This window comes from Pseudomonas sp. M1 (genome assembly GCF_022760135.1).
GTDB classification, from domain to species: domain Bacteria; phylum Pseudomonadota; class Gammaproteobacteria; order Pseudomonadales; family Pseudomonadaceae; genus Pseudomonas; species Pseudomonas citronellolis.
The window spans coordinates 6309610-6334821 of record NZ_CP094343.1; the positions used below are offsets into that span (position 1 = coordinate 6309610).

At 67.1% G+C, this 25212-nt stretch carries 30 protein-coding genes; 16 read left to right on the plus strand and 14 right to left on the minus strand.

The window, feature by feature from the left end:
• Positions 1–50 precede the first annotated feature (50 nt).
• The 5 genes from PM1_RS28050 to pilT all read right to left on the minus strand — a co-directional run bounded on the left by PM1_RS28050 (position 51) and on the right by pilT (position 5882).
• Positions 51–1223 carry a cystathionine gamma-synthase gene (locus tag PM1_RS28050; protein ID WP_009615241.1) on the minus strand — a complete coding sequence of 391 codons (1173 nt, stop codon included), beginning with the start codon at positions 1221–1223 and terminating at the stop codon, positions 51–53.
• Positions 1220–2593: a pyridoxal-phosphate dependent enzyme gene (locus tag PM1_RS28055; protein WP_009615240.1), complete on the minus strand. Its 1374-nt coding sequence runs from the start codon at positions 2591–2593 to the stop codon at positions 1220–1222. The genes PM1_RS28050 and PM1_RS28055 overlap by 4 nt, the downstream gene beginning before the upstream one ends.
• 306 nt (positions 2594–2899) lie before the next feature.
• Positions 2900–3304: an NINE protein gene (locus PM1_RS28060; RefSeq protein ID WP_009615239.1), complete on the minus strand. Its 405-nt coding sequence runs from the start codon at positions 3302–3304 to the stop codon at positions 2900–2902.
• Between the two features lie 293 nt (positions 3305–3597).
• Entirely contained in the window at positions 3598–4743 is a 1146-nt protein-coding gene (locus PM1_RS28065; RefSeq protein ID WP_009615238.1) for a PilT/PilU family type 4a pilus ATPase, read from the minus strand.
• 104 nt (positions 4744–4847) lie between these two features.
• A complete protein-coding gene (pilT, locus tag PM1_RS28070; protein ID WP_009615237.1) occupies positions 4848–5882 on the minus strand; it encodes a type IV pilus twitching motility protein PilT in 1035 nt (344 codons plus the stop codon).
• Between the two features lie 73 nt (positions 5883–5955).
• On the opposite strand from pilT, the gene PM1_RS28075 reads away from it, so the two are divergent.
• From PM1_RS28075 to PM1_RS28145, 15 genes are all read left to right on the plus strand, one after another.
• Entirely contained in the window at positions 5956–6645 is a 690-nt protein-coding gene (locus PM1_RS28075) for a YggS family pyridoxal phosphate-dependent enzyme (RefSeq protein ID WP_024128804.1), read from the plus strand.
• Positions 6646–6661: 16 nt separating this feature from the next.
• Positions 6662–7480, plus strand: a complete 819-nt coding sequence (gene proC, locus PM1_RS28080) for a pyrroline-5-carboxylate reductase (RefSeq protein ID WP_009615235.1) — start codon at positions 6662–6664, stop codon at positions 7478–7480.
• 10 nt (positions 7481–7490) lie between these two features.
• Entirely contained in the window at positions 7491–8084 is a 594-nt protein-coding gene (locus PM1_RS28085) for a YggT family protein (protein ID WP_009615234.1), read from the plus strand.
• Positions 8084–8380: a DUF167 domain-containing protein gene (locus PM1_RS28090; RefSeq protein WP_009615233.1), complete on the plus strand. Its 297-nt coding sequence runs from the start codon at positions 8084–8086 to the stop codon at positions 8378–8380. Before PM1_RS28085 ends, PM1_RS28090 begins: the two co-directional genes overlap by 1 nt.
• A 111-nt stretch (positions 8381–8491) precedes the next feature.
• A complete protein-coding gene (locus PM1_RS28095; RefSeq protein WP_009615232.1) occupies positions 8492–10459 on the plus strand; it encodes a dynamin-like GTPase family protein in 1968 nt (655 codons plus the stop codon).
• 62 nt (positions 10460–10521) lie between these two features.
• Positions 10522–10713 (plus strand): hypothetical protein, encoded by a 192-nt coding sequence (locus PM1_RS28100; protein WP_009615231.1) that lies wholly within the window; start codon positions 10522–10524, stop codon positions 10711–10713.
• A 3-nt stretch (positions 10714–10716) separates the two neighbouring features.
• Positions 10717–11322, plus strand: a complete 606-nt coding sequence (locus tag PM1_RS28105; protein ID WP_009615230.1) for a zeta toxin family protein — start codon at positions 10717–10719, stop codon at positions 11320–11322.
• 66 nt (positions 11323–11388) lie between these two features.
• The gene (gene metX / locus PM1_RS28110; protein WP_009615229.1) at positions 11389–12528 is read left to right on the plus strand and encodes a homoserine O-succinyltransferase MetX; all 1140 of its coding nucleotides are present in this window, start codon (positions 11389–11391) and stop codon (positions 12526–12528) included.
• 9 nt (positions 12529–12537) lie between these two features.
• Positions 12538–13158 (plus strand): methionine biosynthesis protein MetW, encoded by a 621-nt coding sequence (gene metW, locus PM1_RS28115; protein WP_009615228.1) that lies wholly within the window; start codon positions 12538–12540, stop codon positions 13156–13158.
• Positions 13159–13193: 35 nt separating this feature from the next.
• Positions 13194–13616 carry a DUF4426 domain-containing protein gene (locus PM1_RS28120; protein ID WP_009615227.1) on the plus strand — a complete coding sequence of 141 codons (423 nt, stop codon included), beginning with the start codon at positions 13194–13196 and terminating at the stop codon, positions 13614–13616.
• The gene (gene rdgB / locus PM1_RS28125) at positions 13613–14206 is read left to right on the plus strand and encodes an RdgB/HAM1 family non-canonical purine NTP pyrophosphatase (RefSeq protein WP_009615226.1); all 594 of its coding nucleotides are present in this window, start codon (positions 13613–13615) and stop codon (positions 14204–14206) included. Before PM1_RS28120 ends, rdgB begins: the two co-directional genes overlap by 4 nt.
• Complete coding sequence (gene hemW / locus PM1_RS28130) at positions 14203–15399, plus strand: radical SAM family heme chaperone HemW (RefSeq protein ID WP_009615225.1); 1197 nt, start codon at positions 14203–14205, stop codon at positions 15397–15399. The genes rdgB and hemW overlap by 4 nt, the downstream gene beginning before the upstream one ends.
• Before the next feature lie 14 nt (positions 15400–15413).
• On the plus strand, positions 15414–16253 hold the full coding sequence (locus PM1_RS28135) for a glycosyltransferase (RefSeq protein WP_009615223.1): 840 nt from the start codon (positions 15414–15416) through the stop codon (positions 16251–16253).
• 60 nt (positions 16254–16313) lie between these two features.
• Positions 16314–16637 carry a DUF3392 domain-containing protein gene (locus PM1_RS28140; RefSeq protein ID WP_009615221.1) on the plus strand — a complete coding sequence of 108 codons (324 nt, stop codon included), beginning with the start codon at positions 16314–16316 and terminating at the stop codon, positions 16635–16637.
• A 50-nt stretch (positions 16638–16687) separates the two neighbouring features.
• Positions 16688–16942, plus strand: coding sequence for a hypothetical protein (locus PM1_RS28145; RefSeq protein ID WP_009615219.1), 255 nt, complete (start codon positions 16688–16690; stop codon positions 16940–16942).
• A 404-nt stretch (positions 16943–17346) separates the two neighbouring features.
• Here PM1_RS28145 and trmB read toward each other — a convergent pair whose 3' ends face one another.
• From trmB to PM1_RS28165, 4 genes are all read right to left on the minus strand, one after another.
• On the minus strand, positions 17347–18018 hold the full coding sequence (gene trmB / locus PM1_RS28150) for a tRNA (guanosine(46)-N7)-methyltransferase TrmB (RefSeq protein WP_218585327.1): 672 nt from the start codon (positions 18016–18018) through the stop codon (positions 17347–17349).
• 138 nt (positions 18019–18156) lie between these two features.
• Positions 18157–18963 (minus strand): thiazole synthase, encoded by an 807-nt coding sequence (locus tag PM1_RS28155; RefSeq protein ID WP_009615215.1) that lies wholly within the window; start codon positions 18961–18963, stop codon positions 18157–18159.
• Between the two features lie 57 nt (positions 18964–19020).
• On the minus strand, positions 19021–19221 hold the full coding sequence (gene thiS, locus PM1_RS28160) for a sulfur carrier protein ThiS (RefSeq protein WP_009615213.1): 201 nt from the start codon (positions 19219–19221) through the stop codon (positions 19021–19023).
• Positions 19222–19322: 101 nt separating this feature from the next.
• The gene (locus PM1_RS28165; protein WP_009615211.1) at positions 19323–19697 is read right to left on the minus strand and encodes a DUF423 domain-containing protein; all 375 of its coding nucleotides are present in this window, start codon (positions 19695–19697) and stop codon (positions 19323–19325) included.
• 33 nt (positions 19698–19730) lie between these two features.
• Here PM1_RS28165 and mtgA point away from each other — a divergent pair, with 33 nt between their 5' ends.
• Complete coding sequence (gene mtgA, locus PM1_RS28170; protein ID WP_043300404.1) at positions 19731–20456, plus strand: monofunctional biosynthetic peptidoglycan transglycosylase; 726 nt, start codon at positions 19731–19733, stop codon at positions 20454–20456.
• 7 nt (positions 20457–20463) lie between these two features.
• Here the strand turns inward: mtgA and PM1_RS28175 are convergent, their stop codons facing one another.
• The 5 genes from PM1_RS28175 to ftsY form a co-directional block, all read right to left on the minus strand.
• Entirely contained in the window at positions 20464–21066 is a 603-nt protein-coding gene (locus PM1_RS28175) for a hypothetical protein (protein ID WP_009615208.1), read from the minus strand.
• Between the two features lie 79 nt (positions 21067–21145).
• On the minus strand, positions 21146–22000 hold the full coding sequence (gene rpoH, locus PM1_RS28180) for an RNA polymerase sigma factor RpoH (RefSeq protein ID WP_009615206.1): 855 nt from the start codon (positions 21998–22000) through the stop codon (positions 21146–21148).
• A 113-nt stretch (positions 22001–22113) separates the two neighbouring features.
• Positions 22114–23121: a permease-like cell division protein FtsX gene (gene ftsX / locus PM1_RS28185; RefSeq protein ID WP_009615204.1), complete on the minus strand. Its 1008-nt coding sequence runs from the start codon at positions 23119–23121 to the stop codon at positions 22114–22116.
• Positions 23121–23792 carry a cell division ATP-binding protein FtsE gene (gene ftsE, locus PM1_RS28190; RefSeq protein ID WP_009615202.1) on the minus strand — a complete coding sequence of 224 codons (672 nt, stop codon included), beginning with the start codon at positions 23790–23792 and terminating at the stop codon, positions 23121–23123. The genes ftsX and ftsE overlap by 1 nt, the downstream gene beginning before the upstream one ends.
• Positions 23789–25192 (minus strand): signal recognition particle-docking protein FtsY, encoded by a 1404-nt coding sequence (gene ftsY, locus PM1_RS28195; protein ID WP_009615200.1) that lies wholly within the window; start codon positions 25190–25192, stop codon positions 23789–23791. Before ftsY ends, ftsE begins: the two co-directional genes overlap by 4 nt.
• Positions 25193–25212: the final 20 nt, after the last annotated feature.

Genomic DNA, 25212 nt, shown 5'->3' on the forward strand with positions numbered 1-25212 from the left:
CGAGAGGCACCGTTCGCGAGCAAGCTCGCTCCTACGAAAAGCGTCGGCCTCTAGATCCTCGCCAACGCCTGCGCCAAATCCGCACGCAGATCCTCGACATCCTCCACCCCCACCGACAACCGCACCAGCGCATCGCCTATCCCCAGTTCGGCCCGGGTAGCCGGCGGAATGGTGGCATGGGTCATGATCGCCGGGTGCTCGATCAGGCTCTCCACCCCGCCCAGGCTCTCGGCCAGGGCGAAGATGCGCACGTTCTCCAGGAAGCGTTTCGAGCCGGCCAGGTCGGTGGCCAGGTCCATCGAGATCATCCCGCCGAAGCCGTTCATCTGCCGCTTGGCCAGCTCGTGCTGCGGGTGCGAGGGCAGGCCCGGGTAGTGCACCCGTGCCACCTGCGGCTGGCGTTCCAGCCACTGGGCCAGTTCCAGGGCGTTGGCGCAGTGCCGCTCCATGCGCAGTGCCAGGGTCTTCACCCCACGCAGGGTGAGGAAGGCGTCGAAGGGGCCGGCGATGGCGCCCACGGCGTTCTGCAGGAAGCCCAGGCGCTCGGCCAGCTCCGGGTTGTCGCCGACCACGGCGATGCCGCCGATGACGTCGGAGTGGCCGTTCAGGTACTTGGTGGTCGAATGCACCACCACGTCGAAGCCCAGTTCCAGCGGGCGCTGGATTCGCGGGCTGGCGAAGGTGTTGTCGGCCACACAGAGGATGCCGCGGCTGCGGCACAGGCGGGCGATGGCCTCCAGGTCGGCCAGGCGCAGCAGAGGGTTGCTCGGTGTCTCGATCCACACCATGCGGGTTTCCGGGCGCAATGCAGCCTCGATGGCACTCATGTCGGTGAGGTCGACGAAGCTGAATTCGTGCCCGGCGCTGCGCCGGCGCACGCGCTCGAACAGGCGGAAGGTGCCACCGTAGATGTCGTTGCCGGACACGATGTGCGAGCCGGCATCGAGCAATTCCAGGGTCGCCGAGATGGCCGCCAGCCCGGAGGCGAAGGCGAACGCCTTGCTGCCGCCCTCCAGGTCCGCCACGCAGCGCTCCAGGGCCCAGCGCGTGGGGTTGTGCGAGCGCCCGTAGTCCAGGCCCTTGTGCACCCCGGGGCTGTCCTGCAGGTAGGTGGAGTTGGCATAGATCGGCGGCATCAGCGCGCCGGTGGAAGGGTCGGGCGCCTGGCCAGCGTGGATGACCCGCGTGGCGAAACCGCGCGGGGCCTTGGAATCCTGGCTCATGGGAGCGTTCTCCGGAGGTGGTTGAGCAAGTCGAAACGGGTGATCAGGCCATGGAAGCCCGAGGCGTCGGCGATGATGGCGACCAGGCCGCGGTCCAGCTCGGCCTGCAGTTCGGCCAGGCTGGCGTCCGGGGCCAGGGTTTCCAGGCGGGTGGTCATGGCGCTGGCCACCGGCTGGCGGAAATGGCTGGCGTCGGCGTGCACGCCCAGCAGGATGTCGGATTCGTCGATGACCCCGACCAGCTTGCCGTTGGCCAGCACCGGCAGCTGCGAGACATCGGCCAGGCGCATGCGCTGGAAGGCGGTGAGCAGGGTGTCGTCCGGCCCCACGCTGATCACCCGGCCCTCCTCGAAGCGCCGCGCGATGATGTCGCGCAGGTCGCCGTAGCGCTTGCGCTGCAGCAGGCCCTGGTCGGTCATCCACTGGTCGTTGTAGACCTTGGACAGGTAGCGCGTGCCGGTGTCGCAGACGAAGCTGAGCACGCGCTTGGGCTGCGTCTGCTCGCGGCAGTAGCGCAGGGCGGCGGCCAGCAGGGTGCCGGTGGAGGAACCGCCGGGAATGCCTTCGGCGCGCAGCAGTTCGCGGGCGTGGGCGAAGCTCTCCTCGTCGCTGATGGAATAGGCGTGGCGCACGCTGGAAAGGTCGGCGATGGAGGGGATGAAGTCCTCGCCTATGCCTTCCACCGCCCAGGAACCGACCTCGCCGAGGGTGCCGTCGCGCACGTAGCCGGCCATCACCGAGCCCAGCGGGTCGGCCAGGACCATTTCCAGGTTCGGCTGCACCTGGCGGAAGAAGCGCGTCAGCCCGGTGAGGGTGCCGGCCGAGCCGACGCCGACGACGATGGCGTCCAGGTCATGGCCGGTCTGCTGCCAGATTTCCGGGGCGGTGCTGGTCTCGTGGGCCAGGGGGTTGGCCGGGTTGTTGAACTGGTCGGCGAAGAAGGCCCCGGGGATTTCCGCGGCCAGGCGCGCGGCCACGTCCTGGTAGTACTCCGGGTGGCCCTTGCCGACGTCGGAGCGGGTGATGTGCACCTCGGCGCCCATGGCCTTGAGGTGCAGGACCTTCTCGCTGGACATCTTGTCCGGCACCACCAGCACCACCCGGTAGCCCTTGGCGCGGCCCACCAGGGCCAGGCCCAGGCCGGTGTTGCCGGCGGTGGCCTCGACTATGGTCCCGCCGGGCTGCAGGCGGCCGTCGCGCTCGGCGGTCTCGATCATGGCCACGCCGATGCGGTCCTTGATCGAGCCGCCGGGGTTCTGCGATTCCAGCTTGAGGAACAGCGTGCAGGGGCCGGTATCGAAGCGGCTGACCTGCACCAGCGGCGTGTTGCCGATCAGGTCGAGTACGGCAGGACGAAGTTCGTTGCTCATGGCATCCACTCCTTGTCGGCGCCGCGGGGATCGCCCGGCAGCGCGCCTTTATGGTCTTCCTGACCATAGGCCGGCGGCGCGCCCGTCGCCATGCCGGCTGACGAAAAAGCCCGCCGGAACAGGCTGTGTGAAAACCTCCGGATCGGTCCAGCTGGTTAAAAAACAACCTGGATTTCGCGTTTCTACGCGGATTCTGGGTTGGCTGAATAGCCAAGCCTTTTCAGATTTCACGTAGGAACGCACTCTTCGAAGAGCCGCTCGGGTTTTCACACAGCCTGGGAAGGCGGGCTTTCCGGCAAGGAACGCTTACAGCCGCTGCGGGCCGTTGCGCTCGGAGACCTGGGCGTTGAGCGTCCAGAAGTCGTAGAGCACGCCGAGGAAGAACAGGCCGCCGGTGCACAGGTAGAGGATGCCGGTCAGCCACTTGCCCATGTACATGCGGTGCACGCCGAACACACCGAGGAAGGTCAGCAGGATCCAGGCCACGTTGTAGTCCAGGGCGCCGCTGCGGTAGCGCAGGTCGGCCTCGTCGTCCATCGAGGGGATCAGGAACAGGTCGATGATCCAGCCGATGAAGAACAGCCCGAGGGTGAAGAACCAGATGGTCCCGCTGACCGGCTTGCCATAGTAGAAGCGGTGCGAACCGGTGAAGCCGAAGATCCACAGCAGGTAGCCGATGAGCTTGCTGTGGGTGTCGGGGGTATTGGGCATGGAGCGCTCCTTGGCAGGGATTCCTGGATTCGACCGGCGCGATCGCGGCGGGTTTACCGCCACTGTAAGAAAAGTCGCGGGGAATACAAAGCCGCTGACAGGCTTTTCGGGCAAAGGACCGTAGGGCGCATAACGCCTATGGCGTTATCCGCCGTTTGGCCTTGGCCCCCGGCGACTCCAGGATTGACCTGGGCGCGGGCCGAGACCTCCGTGTATCGGCGGATAACCGCGAACGGTTGTTCGCCCTACGCTCCGGCGTTCACGATAATTGCGGGTTGCGGCGAGGGAGCTGCTCAGCGGAAGCGGCGATTCGGATCGTCTTCGCTCAGCTCCAGGGTCAGCCCCTGAGTCATGCTCGACAGGTGGTCGGCATCGGTCTCCGACCCGAGCTTGATCATCAGCCGCAGGTCGTTGGCCGAGTCGGCATAGGCCAGGGCATCTTCATAGGTGATCTCGCCCTGGGAGTAGAGCTGATACAGCGCCTGGTCGAAGGTCTGCATGCCCTGCTCGGTGGAGCGCTTCATCAGCGGCTTGAGCTCATGCACCTCACCCTTGCGGATCAGGTCAGCGGCCAGCGGAGTATTCAGCAGCACCTCGATCACCGCGCGGCGGCCCTTGCCGTCCGGGGTCGGCACCAGTTGCTGGGCGACGATGGCCTTGAGGTTCAGCGACAGGTCCATCCAGATCTGCTGGTGCCGGTCGGCCGGGAAGAAGTGGATGATCCGCTCCAGCGCCTGGTTGGCGTTGTTGGCGTGCAGGGTGGCCAGGCACAGGTGACCGGTCTCGGCAAAGGCCACGGCATGCTCCATGGTCTCGCGCGAGCGCACCTCGCCGATCATGATCACGTCCGGCGCCTGGCGCAGGGTGTTCTTCAGCGCCACCTCGAAGGTGTCGGTGTCCAGCCCCACCTCGCGCTGGGTGACGATGCAGCCCTGGTGCTGGTGGATGTACTCGATCGGGTCCTCGATGGAGATGATGTGCCCGGTGGAGTTCTTGTTGCGGTAGCCGATCATCGCCGCCAGCGAAGTGGACTTGCCGGTGCCGGTGGCGCCGACGAAGATCACCAGCCCGCGCTTGGTCATGGCCAGTTTCTTGAGGATCTCCGGCAGCTTGAGGTCCTCGATGGTCGGGATGTTGGTCTCGATGCGGCGCAACACCATGCCCACCAGGTTGCGCTGGTAGAAGGCGCTGACGCGGAAGCGCCCGATGCCGCGGGCGCTGATGGCGAAGTTGCACTCGTGGTGCTCGGCGAAGTCGCGGCGCTGCTGCTCGTTCATCACCGCCAGCACCGTCTCGCGGGTCTGCTCGGGCGACAGCGGGGTCTTGGTCACCGGCAGCACCTTGCCGTTGACCTTCATCGACGGGGGCACGCCGGCGGTGACGAAGAGGTCCGAGGCGCCCTTCTCCACCATCAGCCGCAGAAGCTTCTCGAATTCCATGATCGATCCAACCTGATTCGTTCACGCACTGTGCGATTCGACTGTCATCCAGGCCGCCCGTGCGTGTGCCGCGCCGCCTGGCCGGGCACCGGGCCCGGGGAGAATCAGAAGTTTTCCGGAATCTTCGCCTTTTCCTTCGCCGCGTCGCGGGTCACCAGGCCCTTGGCGACCAGGCCCTTGAGGCACATGTCGAGGGTCTGCATGCCCAGCGCGCCGCCGGTCTGGATGGCCGAGTACATCTGCGCCACCTTGTCCTCGCGGATCAGGTTGCGGATCGCCGGGGTGCCGATCATGATCTCGTGGGCCGCCACCCGGCCGCCGCCGATCTTCTTCAGCAGCGTCTGGGAGATCACCGCCTGCAGCGATTCGGAGAGCATGGAACGGACCATGGCCTTCTCCTCGGCGGGGAACACGTCGACGATACGGTCGATGGTCTTGGCCGCGGAGGTGGTGTGCAGGGTGCCGAACACCAGGTGGCCGGTTTCCGCGGCGGTCAGCGCCAGGCGGATGGTTTCCAGGTCGCGCATCTCGCCGACCAGGATGATGTCCGGGTCCTCACGCAGGGCCGAGCGCAGCGCCTCGTTGAAGCCGAGGGTGTCGCGGTGCACCTCGCGCTGGTTGACCAGGCACTTCTTCGATTCGTGGACGAACTCGATCGGGTCCTCGACGGTGAGGATGTGGCTGTACTTGGTGTTGTTCAGGTAGTCGAGCATCGCCGCGAGCGAGGTGGACTTGCCCGAGCCGGTCGGCCCGGTCACCAGCACCAGCCCGCGCGGCACGTCGGAAACCCGCTTGAACACTTCGCCCATGCCCAGGTCCTCCATGGTCAGCACCTTGGAGGGAATGGTCCGGAACACGGCGCCGGCGCCGCGGTTCTGGTTGAAGGCATTGACGCGGAAACGCGCCACGCCCGGCACTTCGAAGGAGAAGTCGGTTTCCAGGAATTCCTCGAAATCCTTGCGCTGCTTGTCGTTCATGATGTCGTAGATCAGCGCGTGCACCTGCTTGTGCTCCAGCGGCGGCAGGTTGATGCGGCGCACGTCGCCGTCGACGCGGATCATCGGCGGCAGGCCGGCCGAGAGGTGCAGGTCCGAAGCGCCTTGCTTGGCGCTGAAGGCGAGCAACTCGGTAATATCCATGGGACTCCCCAATCCAATGCAAGCAGGTAGAATGCCGCTGAACTTGCAGCAGCCGGGCCTCAGAGCGCAGGTAATGTCCACGATAGCAGAGAATATTGCAAAGGTTCGCGAGCGTATCCGTGAGGCGGAGCAAGCTTGCGGGCGGCCTTCGGGCAGCGTTGCGCTGCTGGCGGTGAGCAAGACCAAGCCCGCCGCCGACATCCGCGAAGCCCATGCCGCCGGCCTCGACGATTTCGGCGAGAACTACCTGCAGGAAGCCCTCGGCAAGCAGGTGGAACTGGCCGACCTGGCGCTCACCTGGCACTTCATCGGCCCCATCCAGTCGAACAAGACGCGGCCCATTGCCGAGCACTTCCACTGGGTGCACTCGGTGGACCGCCTGAAGGTCGCCGAGCGCCTGTCCGCACAGCGCCCGGCGCACCTGCCGCCGCTCAACGTCTGCCTGCAGGTGAACGTCAGCGGCGAGGCCAGCAAGTCCGGCTGCGCCCCCGAGGAACTGCCGGCCCTGGCCCGCGCCGTGGCCGCCCTGCCCAACCTGAAGCTGCGCGGGCTGATGGCCATCCCCGAACCTACCGAGGACGTCGCCGCCCAGCGCGCCGCCTTCGCCCGCCTGCGGGAACTCCTGACTGCCCTGAACCTCGGCCTGGACACCCTGTCCATGGGCATGAGCCACGACCTCGAAGCCGCCGTCGCCGAAGGCGCCACCTGGGTGCGCATCGGCACCGCGCTGTTCGGCGCGCGCGACTACGGTCCCCATTCTTGATCAAGGAACACAACCCATGAGCAGCACCCGCATCGCTTTCATCGGCGCCGGCAACATGGCCGCCAGCCTGATCGGTGGCCTGCGCGCCCAGGGCGTGCCCGCCAGCCACATCCGCGCCAGCGACCCGGGCGCCGAACAGCGCGCGAAGATCGCCGCCGAGCACGGCATCGAGGTGTTCGAGGACAACGCCAGCGCCATCGCCGGCGCCGACGTGGTGGTCCTGGCGGTCAAGCCGCAGGTCATGAAGCAGGTCTGCGAGCCCCTGGCCGCGCTGCTCGAACCGGGCCAGCTGATCGTCTCCATCGCCGCCGGCATTCCCTGCGCCAGCCTGTCGCGCTGGCTGGGCACCGAGCTGCTGGTACGCTGCATGCCCAACACCCCGGCGCTGCTGGGCGAAGGCGCCAGCGGCCTGTACGCCACCGCCCAGGTCAGCCCGGCCCAGCGTCAGCAGGCCGAACAGCTGCTGGGCGCCGTGGGCATCGCCCTGTGGCTGGACGAAGAGAAGCAGATCGACGCCGTCACCGCCGTCTCCGGCAGCGGCCCGGCCTACTTCTTCCTGCTGATGGAAGCCATGACCGCCGCCGGCGAGAAGCTCGGCCTGAGCCACGAAGTCGCCGCCCGCCTGACCCTGCAGACCGCCCTGGGCGCCGCGCGCATGGCGGTGGCCAGCGACGTCGGCCCGGCCGAGCTGCGCCGCCGCGTGACTTCGCCCAAGGGCACCACCGAAGCCGCCATCACCTCCTTCCAGGGCAATGGATTCGAAGCACTGGTCGAGCGCGCCCTGGCCGCCGCCGACCACCGTTCCGCCGAACTGGCCGAACAACTGGGGCAATGAGGAGCCTTACATGACCGGACTTTCCACCGCTGCCATCTATGTCATCCAGACCCTCGGCAGCCTCTACCTGCTGATCGTCCTGCTGCGCTTCATCCTGCAGCTGGTGCGCGCCGACTTCTACAACCCGCTGAGCCAGTTCATCGTGCGCGCCACCAAGCCGCTGCTGAACCCGCTGCGCCGGGTGATCCCCGGTTTCGGCGGCATCGACCTGGCGTCCCTGGTGCTGGCCATCCTGGTCCAGCTGGTGCTGATGATCGTCACCCTGACGCTGATGGGCTACGGCGTCGGCGGCTACGTCCTGCAACTGCTGGTGTGGTCGGTGATCGCCGTGACCTCGCTGTTCCTCAAGGTGTTCTTCTTCGCCCTGATCATCAGCGTGATCCTCTCCTGGGTCGCCCCGGGCAGCTACAACCCCGGCGCGCAGCTGGTGAACCAGATCTGCGAGCCGCTGCTGGCGCCCTTCCGCAAGCTGCTGCCGAACCTCGGCGGGCTGGATATCTCGCCGATCTTCGCCTTCATCGCGCTGAAGCTGCTCGACATGCTGGTGATCGGCAACCTCGCCGCCATGACCGGCATGCCGCAGATCCTGAGCCCATTCATGTAATGAGCTTCTACCGCTGGGACGGCGAGGACCTGATCCTCGATTGCCACCTGCAGCCCAAGGCGAGCCGCGACGAGTTCGCCGGGCTGCACGGCGAGCGCCTGAAGATCCGCCTCACCGCCCCGCCGGTGGAGGGCAAGGCCAACGCCCACCTGCTGGCGTTCCTCGGCAAGGCCTTCGGCGTGCCGAAAAGCGCGGTAATACTCGAGAGCGGCGAGCTGAACCGCCAGAAACGCGTGCGCATCCCCCGGCCGACACGGCTGCCGGCCGAGCTGGGGATAACCGCTCGGTCGGCTTGACCGACCTTACATATAGGAATGTGATGAAGGCCAATTGACGCCACCTCGCCGCGCTTCATAATCCAAGCATTCTTCCCCCGCGCAGGAAGCGCAAGCCACAGGACCGCCTGGATGAGCATGGAGCGACTCAGTCAGCAGATCGACGCCTACGTCACCTGGAAGCGGGAACTGGTCCGGGACATCATCCGCTATCGCAGCTGGCTGGAGCAGAGCCGGCTGAACAGCGCGGACATAGACGCGCGCCTGGAGCGCGCCCTGCGCCTGCTGCGCCTGGACCACATCACCCTGGCCTTCGTCGGCGAGTTCTCCCGCGGCAAGACCGAGCTGATCAACAGCCTGTTCTTCTCCGAGTACGGCCAGCGCATGCTGCCCTCCCAGGCCGGGCGCACCACCATGTGCCCCACCGAGATCTTCTTCGACCCGCGCTCCGAACGCCCCTACATCCGCCTGCTGCCCATCGAGACACGGGTGGCCGACGCCAGCATCGCCCGCTTCAAGCAGGTGCCGCGGCACTGGGTGAACATCCCACTGGACACCTCCGACCCGGCCAACATGGCCCAGGCCTTCGCGCAGACCGCCCGGACCAAGAGCCTGCCGGTGGAGCAAGCGATCCAGCTGGGCTTCCTCCCGGACATGCTGGAAGCCGCCGAACGCCCCGGCCACGTGCGCGTGCCGGCCTGGCGCCACGCCCTGGTCAACTTCGACCACCCGCTGCTGCGCCAGGGCCTGCGCATCCTCGACACCCCCGGGCTGAACGCCCTGGGCAGCGAGCCGGAACTGACCCTGTCGATGCTGCCCAGCGCCCAGGCGGTGGTCTTCCTGCTGGCCGCCGATACCGGCGTCACCGCCTCGGACCTGGCGGTCTGGCAGGACCACGTGCGGCACCTGGTGGAAGACGGCCAGTGCACCCTGTACGCGGTACTGAACAAGGTCGACGTGCTCTGGGACGACCTGGCCGGCGATACCTTCGTGCACAACGCCATCCAGCGCATCCGCGACGCCACCGCGCGGCAGCTGGGCATCCCCCGCGACAGCGTGCTGCCGCTGTCGGCCAAGCAGGCGCTGCTGGCCAAGGTGCGCAAGGACGCCGAACTGCTCGCCCGCAGCCAGCTGGAAAACCTGGAGAACCTGCTCTGCGAGCGCATAGTGGCGGACAAGGAGCGCCTGCTGGAGGGCGCGGTGCTCGGCCAGGTGCTGGCCCTGCTGAACAACAGCCAGCACAGCCTGCGCGCCCGCCTGGAGCGCCTGCGCGAACAGCAGGCGCAGCTCGAAGGCCAGCAGCAGGACAGCGGCCAGCTGCTGTTCGAGCTGACCGCGCGGACCAAGGAAGACCACGGCCTGCACCACCGCCGCCTGCTCAACCTGAAGACCAACCAGCGCCTGCTGCGCCGCCAGGGCGAGCTGCTCGGCCAGACCGTGCGCGCCGAACGCCTGGAGCGGCACCTGGCCAAGGTCCACGAGAAACTGCGCGGCAGCTGGACCACCCTGGGCATCAACCAGGCCATCCTGAACTTCTTCCAGGCCGTGGAGGGCGACCTGCACAGCCTGCAGCACGAGGCCGAGCTGGGTAACCGCATGGTCGAGGCCATCTACCAGCGGCACAACCAGGAAAACCCGCTGAACGCCCTGGACGCCCCGCGCTTCGACGTCGCCGCCTACCAGCGCGAACTGGCCCGGCTGCGCGAGCAGGCCGACCGCTTCCGCCTGCAGCTCAAGACCCTGCTCACCGAACAGCGCCTGCTGACGCGGCGCTTCATCGCCACCCTGGCCCAGGAAGTCATCCTCCTGCACCAGCGCGTGCGCGAGGAAGTCGAGCGCTGGGCCACCGACGCCCTGATGCCGCTGATGCAGTACACCCTGGAGAACAAGCAGCTGCTGGAAACCCACATGCTGCGCCTGAAGGCCCTGGCCCAGGAAACCCAGCAGGTGCGCCAGCGCGCCCTGCTCATGGCGCGCTACCAGGAAGAACTGGAAAAACAGCTGGCCGAAGCCTCGGAAATCCTCCGCCTGCTGCGCCGCCCCTCGCCGCTGCAGCGCCAGGCCCGCGTGGTCGCCCTGCCCGGCTCGCAGCGCGCCTGAACTTGGTTTTTCCAGGCAGACTCCCTATGCTCGGAAAGTCCTATCGATGGGGAGTACCGCCCATGTCGAACTACAACCTGATCTCCAACCCCAACGAACCCAGCGAGGAGCAGTTGTCCGACCTGCTGAGCGAGGTTCGTCAGGCCGCCCGGCAGCGGATATCCCGCGTCGACCAGCAGCTCAGGGCATCGTTGAACGCCGCTTTCGAAGACAGCCGCAAGCGTCGTGACCAGCGCCCCCAGCCCAAAACCTGAAGCATGGAAAAACCCAGGCTGATCGTCTTCGCCGGCCCCAATGGCTCCGGCAAGACCTCCATCACCGAGCAGCTTCGCGAACATCAGTGGCTGGAAGGCTGCATCTTCATCAATCCGGATGAAATCGCCGAACGGGAATTCGGGGGCTGGAACTCCGAAGAGGCAGCCATCGAAGCGGCCAACAAGGCCCAGCAACTGCGTGAGAAAGCCTTGGTCGAGGGGACGAGCCTGGCCTTCGAGACGGTGCTTTCCACGGACGACAAACTGGACTTCATCGCTCGGGCCAAGGATGCCGGCTATTTCGTCAGGGTATTTTTCGTCAGCACTACGCACCCAGCCATCAATGCCTCACGCATCACTTTCCGCTATATGGATGGCGGCCACGAAGTGCGCATCAGCAAAATCGTCTCGCGCTACTTCAAATCCATAGTCAATTGCGATGCACTGGCCAATTGGGTGGACCGACTCTACGTGTTCGACAACTCCGTGGATCGACAGGAACCTCGCCTGCTATTCAGAACCCGCGACGGGCGACTTTCCAAATGCTACTGCGATGAATCCGAAACCCCGGAATGGGCGCTGAAAATCCGCCAGAACCTGCCTGGCTGAGCAACCTTGCCCTCTCTGGCCACCCTCTTTAGACTGGCGCCCTCCTTTTATTCATGAGCTGGGTCGATGCCAACAGTCTTCCCCGAAGATTCCGTCGGTCTGGTCTCTCCCCAGACGCTGCACTTCAGCGAACCCCTGGCCCTGGCCAGCGGCAGGACGCTGCCCAAATACCAGCTGGTGATCGAGACCTACGGCGAGCTGAACGCCACGGCTAGCAACGCCGTGCTGATCTGCCATGCGCTTTCCGGCCACCACCACGCCGCCGGCTACAACAGCCCCGACGAGCGCAAGCCGGGCTGGTGGGACAGCTGCATCGGCCCGGGCAAGGCCATCGACACCCGCAAGTTCTTCGTGGTCGCGCTGAACAACCTCGGCGGCTGCAACGGCTCCACCGGCCCCACCAGCCTCGACCCGGAGACCGGGCGCATCTACGGCTCCGATTTTCCGGTGGTCACCGTGGAAGACTGGGTCAACAGCCAGGCGCGCCTGGCCGACCGCCTGGGCATCAATCAGTGGGCCGCCGTGGTCGGCGGCAGCCTCGGCGGCATGCAGGCGCTGCAGTGGACCATCAGCTACCCCGAGCGCGTGCGCCACTGCCTGTGCATCGCCAGCGCGCCCAAGCTTTCGGCGCAGAACATCGCCTTCAACGAAGTGGCGCGCCAGGCCATCCTCTCGGACCCGGAGTTCCTCGGCGGCCACTTCCAGGAACAGGGCGTGATCCCGCGCCACGGCCTGCGCCTGGCGCGCATGGTCGGGCACATCACCTACCTGTCCGATGACGCCATGGGCGAGAAATTCGGCCGCGACCGCAAGGCCGAGAAGCTCAACTACGACCTCTACAACGTCGAATTCCAGGTCGAGAGCTACCTGCGCTACCAGGGCGAGGAATTCTCCACCCGCTTCGACGCCAACACCTACCTGCTGATGACCAAGGCGTTGGACTATTTCGACCCGGCCTCCGCCCACGACGGCGACCTGGTGCGCACCCTGGCCGGGGTGAAGGCGGACTTCTGCCTGATGTCCTTCACCACCGACTGGCGCTTCTCCCCGGCGCGCTCGCGGGAAATCGTTGACGCCCTGATCGCGGCGAAGAAGAACGTCAGCTACCTGGAGATCGATGCACCCCAGGGCCACGACGCCTTCCTCATGCCGATCCCCCGCTACCTGCAGGCCTTCAGCGCCTACATGAACCGCATCAGCGTATAAGGAAGCCCCATGCGCGCCGACCTGGACATCATCCAAGACTGGATCCCCGCCGGCAGCCGTGTGCTCGACCTGGGCTGCGGCGACGGCGAACTGCTCGCCTGGCTGGCCGAACACAAGCAGGTCACCGGCTACGGCCTGGAAATCGACAGCGAAAATATCGCCAAGTGCGTCGAACGCGGCGTGAACGTCATCGAGCAGGACCTGGACAAGGGCCTCGGCAGCTTCGCCAGCAACAGCTTCGACGTGGTGGTCATGACCCAGGCCCTGCAGGCCGTGCACTACCCGGACAGGATCCTCGAGGAAATGCTCCGCGTCGGCCGCACCTGCATCATCACCTTCCCCAACTTCGGCCACTGGCGCTGCCGCTGGTACCTGGCGCGCAACGGCCGCATGCCGGTGTCGGAATTCCTCCCCTACACCTGGTACAACACGCCGAACATCCACTTCTGCACCTTCAAGGACTTCGAGGCGCTGTGCCGCGAGAAGCGCCTGCGGGTGCTCGACCGCCTGGCGGTGGATCGTGACCACCGTCATCGCTGGTCGTGCCGAGTTTGGCCTAATCTGTTGGGTGAAATCGGCATCTACCGGGTCAGCGGTCCAAGCCTGCCGGACCACCGCATCGCCGTCTGAACCGCCCGGGGCCCCGAACCCAGGAGAAGAAAACCATGCGCCGCCTAGCCTCCCTGCTGTTCTGCCTGTTCCTGGCACTGCCGGCCTTCGCCGAGCAGGCCACCACGCTGGGGGACCTCAAGGTCCACTACAGCGTCTACAACTCCAGCTTCCTCCAACCCAAGGTCGCCGCGGCCGTCGGCGTGGTGCGCAGCAAGGCCCAGGGCGTGGTCAACATCGTGCCGCTGGACGCCAGCGGCAAGCCGGCCCAGGTCACCGTCTCCGGCACCGCCAAGAACCTCATGGGCCAGCCGATCCCGCTGACCTTCAAGCGCGTGGTGGAAGAAGGCGCGGTCTACCACATCGCCCAGTTCCCCATCGAAGGCCGTGACACCCTGACCTTCGACATCCAGGTACAGAAAGGCTCCGAAGCCCCGCAAAGCTTCGAGTTCCTCCAGGAAATCTACCCAGACGAATGATCAAGCTCGAACAACTGGTGCTGGCCAGTCACAACGCCGGCAAACTCAAGGAACTCCAGGCCATGCTGGGCGCCCACGTGAAGGTGCGCTCGATCGGCGAGTTCAGTGACGTGGAGCCAGAGGAAACCGGCCTGTCCTTCGTCGAGAACGCCATCCTCAAGGCGCGCAACGCCGCGCGCATCTCCGGGCTGCCGGCGCTGGCCGACGACTCGGGCCTGGCGGTGGACTACCTCGGCGGCGCGCCGGGCATCTACTCCGCGCGCTACGCCGACGGCAAGGGTGATGCGGCGAACAACGCCAAGCTGCTGGACGCCCTGCAGGGCGTGCCGGACGACCAGCGCGGCGCGCAGTTCGTCAGCGTCCTGGCCCTGGTGCGGCATGCCGACGACCCGCTGCCGATCCTCTGCGAAGGCATCTGGGAAGGCAGCATCCTCCACGAGGCCCGCGGCGAGCACGGCTTCGGCTACGACCCGTTGTTCTGGGTGCCGGAAAGCGGCTGCTCCAGCGCCGAACTGCCCCCCGAACAGAAGAACCGCCTGAGCCACCGCGCCCGCGCCATGGCCCTGCTGAAGCAGCGGTTGGGGTTATGAAAGCAGCTGAAAGCTCGAAGCTCAAAGCTCAAAGCCACCAGCTTCCAGCTTCCGGCTTTCAGCTCCCGCCCCTGTCGGCCTACATTCATATCCCCTGGTGCGTGCGCAAATGCCCGTACTGCGACTTCAATTCCCACGCCGCCGGCCCGGAGCTGCCCGAGGACGCCTACGTCCAGGCGCTACTGGCCGACCTGGCGGCTGACCGGCAGCACGTCCACGGCCGCAGGCTGACCTCGATCTTCTTCGGCGGCGGCACGCCCAGCCTGTTCTCCGCCAGTGCCCTGGGGCGCATCCTCGAAGGCCTGGAGCGCGAAGTCGGTTTCGAAAACGACATCGAAATCACCCTTGAGGCCAACCCCGGCACCTTCGAACAGGCCAAGTTCGCCGACTACCGGGCCCTAGGCATCAACCGCCTGTCCATCGGCGTGCAGAGCTTCCAGGCCGACAAGCTCAAGGCCCTGGGGCGTATCCACGATGGCGACGAGGCGGTGCGCGCGGCGGACATGGCGCGCCGCGCCGGCTTCGACAACTTCAACCTCGACCTGATGCACGGCCTGCCCGACCAGAGCGTGGCCGACGCCCTGGCCGACCTGGAGCAGGCCATCGCCCTGGCCCCGACGCACCTGTCCTGGTACCAGCTGACCATGGAGCCGAACACGGTGTTCTGGAGCCAGCCGCCGGAACTGCCGGAAGACGACGCCCTCTGGGAAATCCAGGAAGCCGGCCAGGCCCGCCTGGCGCAAGCCGGCTACCTCCAGTACGAGACTTCGGCCTACGCCCGCGACGGCCTGCGCGCCCGGCACAACCTCAACTACTGGACCTTCGGCGACTTCCTCGGCATCGGCGCCGGCGCCCACGCCAAGCTCAGCAGCCCCGAAGGCCGCATTCTGCGCACCTGGAAGACGCGCCTGCCGAAGGACTACCTGAACCCGGCCAAGGCCTTCCAGGCCGGCGAACGGCTGCTGGAAGCGGCCGACCTGCCCTTCGAGTTCATGATGAACGCCCTGCGCCTGGTGGACGGCGTCCCGGCAGAGCTGTTCGAGCAGCGCACCGGCCTGCCGCTGCAAGCCATCGCCGAAGCCTGCCGCGAAGCCCGCGCCCAGGGCTTGCTGGCCGAGGACGACGAGCGCCTGCGGCCGTCCGAGCGCGGCCAGCTGTTCCTCAACGACCTGCTGCAGCAGTTCCTGCCCTGAGGCCTGCGCGCGGCATGCGAGCGACCATCGTCCTGGTGATCTACAAGCAGAAGCTCGGCGACTCGGAGAGCTTCCGCAGCCTCATGCAGAACCAGGCCCTGCTGGCCGCCCACGACTTCAGTCTGGTCATCCACGACAACAGCCCGACGCCCCAGGCGCTGCCGCCCGGCGAATACCCCATCGCCGTGAACTACAGACACGACCCGAGCAACCCGGGCCTCGCCGCCGCCTACAACCTGGCGCTGCGCGACGCCTGCGAGCAAGGCCACGACTGGCTGCTGCTGCTCGACCAGGACACCCGACTGCCCGAGGCGTATTTCCACGAGCTGACAGAACGGGCGGACGGCCTGGCCGCCGATTGCGTCTGCCTGGTGCCGCGGGTCAGCGATGGCCAGCGCCAGGTCTCGCCCATGGACAACAGCCGTGTCCGCGCCAGTGCGGAGGGCATCGAGACCGGCTATCGCAGGCAGCAGATGACCGCGATCAACTCCGGCGCCTGCTGGCGCACGACCTGGCTGGACCGGGTCGGCGGCTTCAATCCCGCCTTCCCGCTGGACTACCTGGACCACTGGGCCTTCCACCGCGCGCTGTCCGACGGCAAGCAGGTCTACGTCATGGCCGCGGGAATCCGCCAGAACCTCTCGATCAGCAGCCGCAACCAGGTATCCCGGGCCCGCTACGAAAGCATCTACGAATCGGAGTACCGCTACTACAGCCAGCACCGCCCCGAACTCTTCGCCAGCTACCGGCGCCACCTGCCGCTGCGCCTGATCAAGCAGCTTCTGCTGCTGCGCGACAAGAAACTGGCCTGGAAGACGTTGCAACTGCTGCTGCGAAAAAAGCCCGACAGCTGAACCACCCACCTGTCGCTCGGGTAAACTCCCCCGTCGACCGCCCCCGACCAAGGAGCCTGCATGGACTTCGCCCTCGACCTGATCGCCAGCGCCTCCCGCTGGAGCCGCAGCCATCTGTCCGATATCGCCCTGGCGATCATGGCCACCCTGCTGGTGCTGTTCGGCCCGGCGATCAACGCCTGGGTGCAGCAGCGCATCGGCAGCCTCAACTTCGTCTTCCGCACCCTGCTGTTCGTGCTCATCTGCGCCGTGGGCTACGGCCTGGCCATGGTCTTCGTCACCCCCTGGGTGGCCCACGGCCTGAACTACTTCAACAACTACACCCTGGCGCCGGTGCTGCTGTTGCTGTTCTTCATCATCGGCATGATCGCCGACCGCAGCTGACAGGCCTGCTAGTGTTTCCCCAGTAGCCAACGCGCAGCTGGGGAAACGCCATGAAACCGATCAAGCACCTGTACCTGCACTTCGTCGACGGCCAGCGCCTGGCGCTGCGCTTCCCGCAACAGAGCGAGGACCCGGTGGAGGTGGCGCAGGGCATCCGCAAGCAGCTGGAGTCGCCCTGCCTGAGCATCGAGGTGGACGGCGACCTGCTGCTGATCCCGCGCAGCAGCATCAAGTACCTGCAGATAACCCCGGCGCCGCTGAGCCTGCCGGACATCACGGTGGTCGGCGCGGAGCTGATCGACTGATTCCGGGGTAGGAGCGCGCCCTGCGCGCGATTCGCGGGCAGGGCCCGCTCCTACAGGGGCAGGGGAATGCCCTCGTAGGATGGGTTGAGCGAAGCGATACCCATCACCGCGGCCGCATGGGTTTCGCAGGCTCAACCCATCCTACGAAGAGCACCTCGGCGCAGTCGACACGCTGTCGCCCCGCCCACGCCATTGCCATGTAGGAGCGCGCCCTGCGCGCGATATCGCGGGCAGGGCCCTACAGGGGCAGGGGAACGCCCTCGTAGGATGGGTTGAGCGAAGCGATACCCATCACCACGGCCGCATGGGTTTCGCAGGCTCAACCCATCCTACGAAAAGCATTGCGGCGCAGTCGACACGCGCCGCCCCACCCACGCCATTCCCATATAGGACGTTTCGATGGCTCAATCGACGCGCTGGAACTTCAGGTCCCAGACGCCATGGCCCAGGCGCTCGCCGCGGCGTTCGAACTTGGTCACCGGGCGCTCTTCCGGGCGCGGCACGTAGGTGTTGTCCGGGGACAGGTTGCGGTAGCCGGGCGCGGCGTTCATCACTTCCAGCATGTGCTCGGCGTACTGTTCCCAGTCGGTGGCCATGTGCAGGACGCCGCCGACCTTCAGCTTGCTGCGCACCAGCTCCGCCCAGGCCGGCTGGACGATGCGGCGCTTGTGGTGGCGCGCCTTGTGCCAGGGGTCGGGGAAGAACAGCAGCACGCGGTCCAGGCTGGCGTCGGCCACGCAGTCGCGCAGCACTTCCAGGGCGTCGCAGCTGTAGACGCGGATGTTGGTGAGATTCTGCGTCAGCATGCCGTTGAGCAGCGCGCCCACGCCCGGGCGGTGCACTTCGACGCCGATGAAGTCCTGGTCCGGCGCCGCGGCGGCCATCTCCAGGGTGGCGTGGCCCATGCCGAAGCCGATCTCGAAGGTGCGCGGGGCCTTGCGCCCGAACACCTGGTCGAAGTCGCGCGGGCCGTCGGCCAGTTCCAGGCCGAAGCGCGGCCAGCCCTGGTCGAGGCCGCGCTGCTGGCCTTCGGTCATGCGCCCGGCGCGCATCACGAAGCTCTTGATGGTGCGCATCGGCCGGTCGGTGGCCTGCTCGGCCTGGGGCTGCTGGGTATCGCTCATGTTCGGACCTTGGAAAAAACGGGGCAGTGAAAGTGACGACGGGCCGGCCCGCGCTTGGCGAACCGGCCCGCTCGGGGCGCCGCGCCGGGGTCAGCCGATCAGGCCGCTCATCGGCGAGGAGGCGCTGGCGTACAGTTTGCGCGGCATGCGCCCGGCCAGGTAGGCCAGGCGACCGGCGACGATGGCGTGCTTCATGGCCTCGGCCATCATCACCGGGTTCTGCGCGTGGGCGATGGCGGTGTTCATCAGCACCGCCTCGCAGCCCAGTTCCATGGCGATGGTGGCGTCGGAAGCGGTGCCTACGCCGGCGTCGACCAGCACCGGCACCGTGGCCTCTTCGAGGATGATGCGCAGGTTGTAGGGGTTGCAGATGCCCAGGCCGGAGCCGATCAGGCCGGCCAGCGGCATCACCGCGATGCAGCCCATCTCGGCCAACTGGCGGGCGATGATCGGATCGTCGCTGGTGTACACCATCACGTCGAAGCCGTCCTTGACCAGCACTTCGGCGGCCTTGAGGGTTTCCACGACGTTGGGGAACAGCGTCTTCTGGTCCGCCAGCACTTCCAGCTTGACCAGGTTGTGGCCGTCCAGCAGTTCGCGGGCCAGGCGGCAGGTGCGCACGGCTTCCACGGCGTCGTAGCAGCCGGCGGTGTTCGGCAGGATGGTGTAGCGGTCCGGCGGGATCACGTCGAGCAGGTTGGGCTCGTCGGGGTTCTGGCCGATGTTGGTGCGGCGCACCGCCACCGTGACGATCTGCGCACCGGAGGCCTCGATGGCGCGGCGCGTCTCGTCGAGATCCTGGTACTTGCCGGTGCCGACCAGCAGGCGCGATTCATAGGTGCGCCCGGCGAGGGTGAAAGGCTTGTCGACCGGCAGGGTGGAAGAGGCTTGGCTCATCGGATCTTTCCTCAGCAAAAGCGGGTGGGGCGGGGCCTGAATCGGGGAAGCGACGGCCTAGCCGCCGCCGATGGCGTGCACCACCTCCACCTGGTCGCCCTCCTTGAGGGCGGTGGCGGCGTGCTGGCTGCGCGGCACTATGTCCAGGTTCAGTTCGACCGCGACGCGGCGCCCGCCCAGTTCCAGGCGTTCGAGCAGGTGGGCCACGCTCTGGCCGTCGGGCAGCTCGTAGGGTTCGCCGTTCAACTGGATACGCATGGGCAGCACCGTCGCGATTGGAGGGGGTGGGCATTCTAGCCCGAGAGCCGGCGATGACCAAGGCGCAAGCGGGTCATCGGCCGGCGATTCTGACGTCCGGGTCAGCCCGCCAGCCTCCAGGCCGCCAGGCCCAGGCACAGCCAGCCGGCGAGGAAGCAGACGCCGCCGATGGGCGTGATGGCGCCGAGCACCGGGGTGGACGTCAGGGTCAGCAGGTAGAGGCTGCCGGAGAAGATCAGGATGCCGGCGACGAAGAACCCGCCGGCGATGCCCACCAGGCGGCCGCCCAGGTGCGCCGAGAGCAGCGCCACGCCGAACAGGGCCAGGGCGTGGAGCATCTGGTAGTGCACGCCGGTCTGGAAGATCGCCAGGTAGTCGGCGCTCAGGCGGCTCTTCAGGCCGTGGGCGGCGAAGGCGCCGAGGGCCACGCCGGTGAAGCCGAAGAAGGCGGCGAACAGCAAGAAGGTACGCAGCATGGGAAAACTCACTGGAGGGTCAAGCCCGTTATAATGACGCGCACTATCGCCCGGGCAAACCCCAGCATGCGTAACCTACTCCGCCGCCTGTTCAAGTTCCTCGTCTATTTCGCCCTGGGCAGCGTGGCCGTGGTCGTCGTCCTGCGCTGGGTGCCGCCGCCGGGCAGCATGCTGATGGTCGAGCGCAAAGTGCAGTCCTGGTTCAACGGCCAGCCCATCGACCTGCAGCGCGACTGGCGCAGCTGGGACGCGATTTCCGACAACCTCAAGGTGGCGGTCATCGCCGGGGAGGACCAGAAGTTCGCCGAGCACCACGGCTTCGACCTGCCGGCCATCGAGCAGGCCCTGGCCCACAACGGTCGCGGCAAGAGCCTCCGCGGCGCCAGCACCATCAGCCAGCAGACCGCCAAGAACCTGTTCCTCTGGTCCGGCCGCAGTTGGCTGCGCAAAGGCCTGGAAGCCTGGTTCACGGTGCTGCTGGAAACTCTCTGGCCGAAGCAGCGCATCCTCGAGGTCTACCTGAACAGCGCCGAGTGGGACGACGGCGTGTTCGGCGCCCAGGCCGCCGCGCGCCACCACTTCGGCGTCGACGCCAGCCGCCTGTCGGCGCAGCAGGCCGCGCAGCTCGCCGCGGTGCTGCCCAACCCGCGCCAGTGGAGCGCCGCGCGCCCCAGCGGCTACGTGCGCCAGCGCGCCGCCTGGATCCGCCAGCAGATGTGGCAGCTCGGCGGCCCCGACTACCTGGAGCGCCTGCGCTGAGCCACGCTCAGTGCGCCAGACTCTCGCGCGGCACCACCTGCAGCCAGACCAGCTCGCCATTGCGGTGCAGCAGCGTCAGACCGCGCTCGGGGTAGATCCACGCCTCGCCGCCGTCGGTCTGCAAACGCAGGCGCGGCGGGCCGAAGCTGGCCACCAGGCGGCCGACGCTCAGCGTCTGGCTGGGCGCCAGCAGCACCGAGGCCACCGCCTGCCGGCGCAGTTGTTCCAGCATGGCGTCGCTGAGCGGCTGATCGGGCGCCCCCGGCGCTATGCCCGTGGCCTTCTGCAGGCTGCTGCGTTCTTCGTCGCTCAGCACCAGCTCGGCCTCCATGCGCCAGGGCCCGTCGGGCGTGCCCAGAGTGCCGCGGTAGCTCAGCTGGGCGCCCTGCTGGTCGCGGGTCAGCCACAGCGCACCTTCCTGCCAGCTGTGTAACTGGCCGAGGTCCAGGGTGCCGTCGGCCAGGGGGCCGAACACCTCGCGCTGCCAGTCCTCCAGCCAGGCCGGGGGCGGCAGCGGCGCCGTGGAGCGCGCCACCCACAGGCCGGCGGCGAAGGCCAGCAGGGCGAAGGCGAGGATCAGCAGGCCATGGGCCGGGCGTAGTCGGGGCATCGGGTCTCCGGGCATTCGCGGGCAGAAAAAAACCGCACCCCGAGGGGTGCGGTCTTCAGTCTAGCGGTGCAGCGGGCGCTTATGCCTCGATGCGCCCCTTGAGCTTGTTCATCGCGTTCTTTTCCAACTGACGGATGCGCTCGGCGGACACGTTGTACTTGGCCGCCAGGTCGTGCAGCGTCGCCTTCTCCTCGGCCAGCCAGCGCTGGTGGAGGATGTCGCGGCTGCGCTCGTCCAGGCCTTCCAGCGCCTCGTGCAGGCTGGCGGTGGAGCTGTCGCTCCAGTCCGCTTCCTCCAACTGGCGCGCCGGGTCGTAGCGATGGTCTTCCAGGTAGTGCGCCGGCGACTGGTAGGCGCTGTCGTCGTCGGCGTCGGCCGCCGGGTCGAAAGCCATGTCCTGGCCGCTCAGGCGGCTTTCCATCTCGCGCACTTCCCGAGCTTCCACGCCCAGGCTCTCGGCGACGCGTTCGACTTCGTCGTTGCTCAGCCAGGCCAGACGCTTCTTCTGGCTGCGCAGGTTGAAGAACAGCTTGCGCTGCGCCTTGGTGGTGGCGACCTTGACGATCCGCCAGTTGCGCAGGATGAACTCGTGGATTTCCGCCTTGATCCAATGCACGGCGAAGGACACCAGACGCACACCCATTTCCGGGTTGAAGCGCTTCACGGCCTTCATCAGGCCGACGTTGCCCTCCTGGATCAGATCGGCCTGGGCCAGGCCGTACCCGGAATAACTCCGGGCGATGTGCACGACGAAGCGCAGGTGCGCCAGCACCATTTGCCGTGCCGCTTCCAGATCTTGCTGATAGAAGAGGCGTTCGGCCAGTTCGCGCTCCTGCTCCGGCGTCAACAGCGGGATGCTGTTCACCGAGTGCACGTAGGCTTCCAGGTTCGCGCCGGGAGCCAGGGCATAGACAGGTTGCAAAGAAGTGGTCATGCGAATCCTCCGATTCACGAAACTCGCGCAGTGTAGCACTGAGCGATCTGACTGCAAGCGGGTGTAAAAGTTCCTTTACAGCCTTGAAGAAAACCGGGCAAATCAGTCGTTTGTCAGCGCGGCGCCAGCTCCCGCAGGTGCCGCGCCACGGCCAGCCAGGCGCCGATCCAGCCCAGCAGCACCGCGCCTATGGTCAGCGACAGGCCGTCGTTCAAGGGCACGCCGGCCAGGGTGAAATCGCTGCCGTAGAGGCCGGCCAGGTTGACCACCGAGGCGTTCAGCCAGTTCAGCCCGAACTCCAGCAGGGCCCAGGACAGGATGCCGGCGCCCAGGCCGTAGAGCGCGCCCATATAAAGGAAGGGCCGACGCACGTAGCCGTCGGTCCCGCCGACCAGCTTGATCACTTCGATTTCGTTACGGCGGTTTTCGATATGCAGACGAATGGTATTGCCGATCACCAGCAGCAGGGTCAGCACCAGCACCACGGTCAGGCCGAAGACGAAGCGGTCGCCCAGCTTGAGGATGGCCGACAGCCGCTCGACCCACACCAGGTCCAGTTGCGCCTGTTGTACACCCGGCAGCTCGGCCAGGCGTTGACGCAGGGCATCGAGCTGGTTGCGGTCGACCTGCTTGGGCGTCACCGAGATCACCGCCGGCAGCGGGTTCTCCGGCAACTCCTTGAGCGCCTCGCCCAGGCCGGACTGTTCCTGCAGCTCTTTCAGCGCGTCCTCGCGGCTGATCAGCTGCGCCTCGATCACGTCGGGCATGCGCTCGATCTGTTCGCGCAGGTCCTGGCCCTGGCTCTCGCTGGTCTTCAGGTCCAGGTACAGGGAAATCTGCGCCGCGCGCTGCCAGGAGCCGCCCAGGCGCTCGACGTTGCCCAGCAGCAGCGACAGGCCCATGGGCAGGCTCAGGGTGATGCCCATCACCAGGCAGGTGAAGAAGCTGCCGAAGGGGTGGCCGAACATCCGCTTGAGGCTGTCCACCAGGCTGGCGCGATGGCTTTCGCCGTAGGCGCTGAACAGCTGGCCCCAGTCGGTGGATTCCTTCTCCACGCGCTCGCGGCTCTTCTTCGGCTGCGTGCCCTCTTCCGGAGCGTGCGGCAGTTGCTGATCGTTCATCAGGCCTCCTCCTCGCGGTCCGCGATGATCCGCCCGCGCTGCAGGGTGATCATCCGATGGCGCATGCGCGCGATCAGCGCCAGGTCGTGGCTGGCGATCAGCACGGTGGTGCCGAGGCGGTTGATGTCCTCGAACACGCCCATGATCTCCGAGGCCAGGCGCGGGTCGAGGTTGCCGGTGGGCTCGTCGGCGAGCAGCAGGGCCGGGCGATGCACCACCGCGCGGGCGATGCCGACGCGCTGCTGCTGGCCGGTGGAGAGGTCCGACGGCAGGTCCTCGGCCTTTTCCTTGAGGCTCACGCGGTCGAGCGCCGCTTCCACCCGCTGGGCGATCTCCGCCTTGGGCAGGCCGAGAATCTGCAGCGGCAGGGCGACGTTGTCGAACACCGTGCGGTCGTTGAGCAGCTGGTGGTTCTGGAACACCACGCCGATCTGCCGGCGCAGGAAAGGAATCTGCGCGGTGGTGATGCGCGCCAGGTCCTGGCCGCCGAGCAGCAGCTTGCCGGAAGTCGGCCGCTCCATCGCCAGGATCAGCCGCAGCAGGGTGCTCTTGCCGGCGCCGGAGTGGCCGGTGACGAAGAGGATCTCGCCGCGGTGGATGCGGAACGAGGCGTCATGCAGGCCGACGTGGCCGTTGGGATAGCGTTTGCCGACCTGCTCGAAGCGGATCATGCGGTCTCCCGGGTCTCGAACAATGCACGGACGAAAGCGTCGGCCTCGAAGGTGCGCAGATCGTCGATCCCTTCGCCGACGCCGATGTAGCGGATCGGCAGGCCGAACTGCTTGGCCAGGGCGAAGATCACCCCGCCCTTGGCGGTGCCGTCCAGTTTGGTCAGGGCCAGGCCGGTGAGTTCCACGGCGTTGTTGAACTGCTTGGCCTGGTTGATGGCGTTCTGCCCGGTGCCGGCATCCAGCACCAGCAGGACTTCGTGGGGAGCCGTGTCGTCCAGCTTGCCGATGACCCGGCGCACCTTCTTCAGCTCTTCCATCAGGTTGTCCTTGGTGTGCAGGCGCCCGGCGGTGTCGGCGATCAGCACGTCGACGCCACGGGCCTTGGCGGCCTGCACGGCGTCGAAGATCACCGAGGCCGAGTCGGCGCCGGTGTGCTGGGCGATCACCGCGATGCTGTTGCGCTCGCCCCACACCTGCAGCTGTTCAACGGCAGCGGCGCGGAAGGTGTCGCCGGCAGCCAGCATGACCTTCTTGCCGTCCTGCTGCAGCTTCTTCGCCAGCTTGCCGATGGTGGTGGTCTTGCCCACGCCGTTCACCCCGACCACGAGGATCACATAGGGCTGCTTGCCGGCCGCGATGGCCAGCGGCTGTTCCACCGGGCGCAGCAGGCCGGCCAGTTCTTCCTGCAGGGCCTTGTACAGCGCCTCGCTGTCGGCCAGCTCCTTGCGCGCCACGCGCCGGGTCAGGTTCTGCACGATGGCGGTGGTGGCCTCGACGCCGACGTCGGCGGTCAGCAGGCGCGTCTCGATCTCGTCGAGCAGGTCGTCGTCGATGGCCTTCTTGCCCAGGAACAGGCTGGCCATGCCCTCGCCGAGGCTGGCGCTGGTCTTCGACAGGCCCTGCTTGAGGCGGGCGAAGAAGCCGAGCTTGGCTGCTTCGGTCGGAGCGGCGGGCTTCTCGACGGCGACGGGCGCGGGCTCGGCGACCGCCGGCTGCTCCGCAATCGGAGCCGGAGCCGGGACAGGCTCGACCACGGGCACGACCGCCTCGACAGGGGGCTGCGGCTCGACGGGCGCTTGCGGCTCGGCCGGGCGAACAGGCTCCAGCGGCTCGGCCGGCACGCTTTCGGCCTGCGGCGCCGGCGCCAACGGCTCGGCAGGGGCCACGGGCAGCGGCGTGCTCAGCTCGTCGACAGGGGCCGGACGGGGCGCGTCGGCCGCCGGGGCCGCCGCGGGTTGCTCAGGCTGCGCCGGACTTTCCGCCGGCTGCGCGGCAGCCGCCTCGGCCTCGGGGGCTGGCGCTACGGTTTCTTCGGCCTGGGGTTTCTTGCGGAACCAGCTGAACAGGCCTTTCTTCTCCCCGCCCTGCGGGGCCTTCTTGTCGTCGTTGGAACCAAACATGAATGGCTTGCATCTCAAGG

Excerpts from the sequence above, each read along its gene's own strand:
- PM1_RS28050 (WP_009615241.1), bottom strand. The coding sequence starts at position 1,223 with ATGAGCCAGGATTCCAAGGCCCCGCGCGGTTTCGCCACGCGGGTCATC.
- PM1_RS28055 (WP_009615240.1), bottom strand. The coding sequence starts at position 2,593 with ATGAGCAACGAACTTCGTCCTGCCGTACTCGACCTGATCGGCAACACG.
- PM1_RS28060 (WP_009615239.1), bottom strand. The coding sequence starts at position 3,304 with ATGCCCAATACCCCCGACACCCACAGCAAGCTCATCGGCTACCTGCTG.
- PM1_RS28065 (WP_009615238.1), bottom strand. The coding sequence starts at position 4,743 with ATGGAATTCGAGAAGCTTCTGCGGCTGATGGTGGAGAAGGGCGCCTCG.
- pilT (WP_009615237.1), bottom strand. The coding sequence starts at position 5,882 with ATGGATATTACCGAGTTGCTCGCCTTCAGCGCCAAGCAAGGCGCTTCG.
- PM1_RS28075 (WP_024128804.1), top strand. The coding sequence starts at position 5,956 with ATGTCCACGATAGCAGAGAATATTGCAAAGGTTCGCGAGCGTATCCGT.
- proC (WP_009615235.1), top strand. The coding sequence starts at position 6,662 with ATGAGCAGCACCCGCATCGCTTTCATCGGCGCCGGCAACATGGCCGCC.
- PM1_RS28085 (WP_009615234.1), top strand. The coding sequence starts at position 7,491 with ATGACCGGACTTTCCACCGCTGCCATCTATGTCATCCAGACCCTCGGC.
- PM1_RS28090 (WP_009615233.1), top strand. The coding sequence starts at position 8,084 with ATGAGCTTCTACCGCTGGGACGGCGAGGACCTGATCCTCGATTGCCAC.
- PM1_RS28095 (WP_009615232.1), top strand. The coding sequence starts at position 8,492 with ATGAGCATGGAGCGACTCAGTCAGCAGATCGACGCCTACGTCACCTGG.
- PM1_RS28100 (WP_009615231.1), top strand. The coding sequence starts at position 10,522 with ATGTCGAACTACAACCTGATCTCCAACCCCAACGAACCCAGCGAGGAG.
- PM1_RS28105 (WP_009615230.1), top strand. The coding sequence starts at position 10,717 with ATGGAAAAACCCAGGCTGATCGTCTTCGCCGGCCCCAATGGCTCCGGC.
- metX (WP_009615229.1), top strand. The coding sequence starts at position 11,389 with ATGCCAACAGTCTTCCCCGAAGATTCCGTCGGTCTGGTCTCTCCCCAG.
- metW (WP_009615228.1), top strand. The coding sequence starts at position 12,538 with ATGCGCGCCGACCTGGACATCATCCAAGACTGGATCCCCGCCGGCAGC.
- PM1_RS28120 (WP_009615227.1), top strand. The coding sequence starts at position 13,194 with ATGCGCCGCCTAGCCTCCCTGCTGTTCTGCCTGTTCCTGGCACTGCCG.
- rdgB (WP_009615226.1), top strand. The coding sequence starts at position 13,613 with ATGATCAAGCTCGAACAACTGGTGCTGGCCAGTCACAACGCCGGCAAA.
- hemW (WP_009615225.1), top strand. The coding sequence starts at position 14,203 with ATGAAAGCAGCTGAAAGCTCGAAGCTCAAAGCTCAAAGCCACCAGCTT.
- PM1_RS28135 (WP_009615223.1), top strand. The coding sequence starts at position 15,414 with ATGCGAGCGACCATCGTCCTGGTGATCTACAAGCAGAAGCTCGGCGAC.
- PM1_RS28140 (WP_009615221.1), top strand. The coding sequence starts at position 16,314 with ATGGACTTCGCCCTCGACCTGATCGCCAGCGCCTCCCGCTGGAGCCGC.
- PM1_RS28145 (WP_009615219.1), top strand. The coding sequence starts at position 16,688 with ATGAAACCGATCAAGCACCTGTACCTGCACTTCGTCGACGGCCAGCGC.
- trmB (WP_218585327.1), bottom strand. The coding sequence starts at position 18,018 with ATGCGCACCATCAAGAGCTTCGTGATGCGCGCCGGGCGCATGACCGAA.
- PM1_RS28155 (WP_009615215.1), bottom strand. The coding sequence starts at position 18,963 with ATGAGCCAAGCCTCTTCCACCCTGCCGGTCGACAAGCCTTTCACCCTC.
- thiS (WP_009615213.1), bottom strand. The coding sequence starts at position 19,221 with ATGCGTATCCAGTTGAACGGCGAACCCTACGAGCTGCCCGACGGCCAG.
- PM1_RS28165 (WP_009615211.1), bottom strand. The coding sequence starts at position 19,697 with ATGCTGCGTACCTTCTTGCTGTTCGCCGCCTTCTTCGGCTTCACCGGC.
- mtgA (WP_043300404.1), top strand. The coding sequence starts at position 19,731 with ATGACGCGCACTATCGCCCGGGCAAACCCCAGCATGCGTAACCTACTC.
- PM1_RS28175 (WP_009615208.1), bottom strand. The coding sequence starts at position 21,066 with ATGCCCCGACTACGCCCGGCCCATGGCCTGCTGATCCTCGCCTTCGCC.
- rpoH (WP_009615206.1), bottom strand. The coding sequence starts at position 22,000 with ATGACCACTTCTTTGCAACCTGTCTATGCCCTGGCTCCCGGCGCGAAC.
- ftsX (WP_009615204.1), bottom strand. The coding sequence starts at position 23,121 with ATGAACGATCAGCAACTGCCGCACGCTCCGGAAGAGGGCACGCAGCCG.
- ftsE (WP_009615202.1), bottom strand. The coding sequence starts at position 23,792 with ATGATCCGCTTCGAGCAGGTCGGCAAACGCTATCCCAACGGCCACGTC.
- ftsY (WP_009615200.1), bottom strand. The coding sequence starts at position 25,192 with ATGTTTGGTTCCAACGACGACAAGAAGGCCCCGCAGGGCGGGGAGAAG.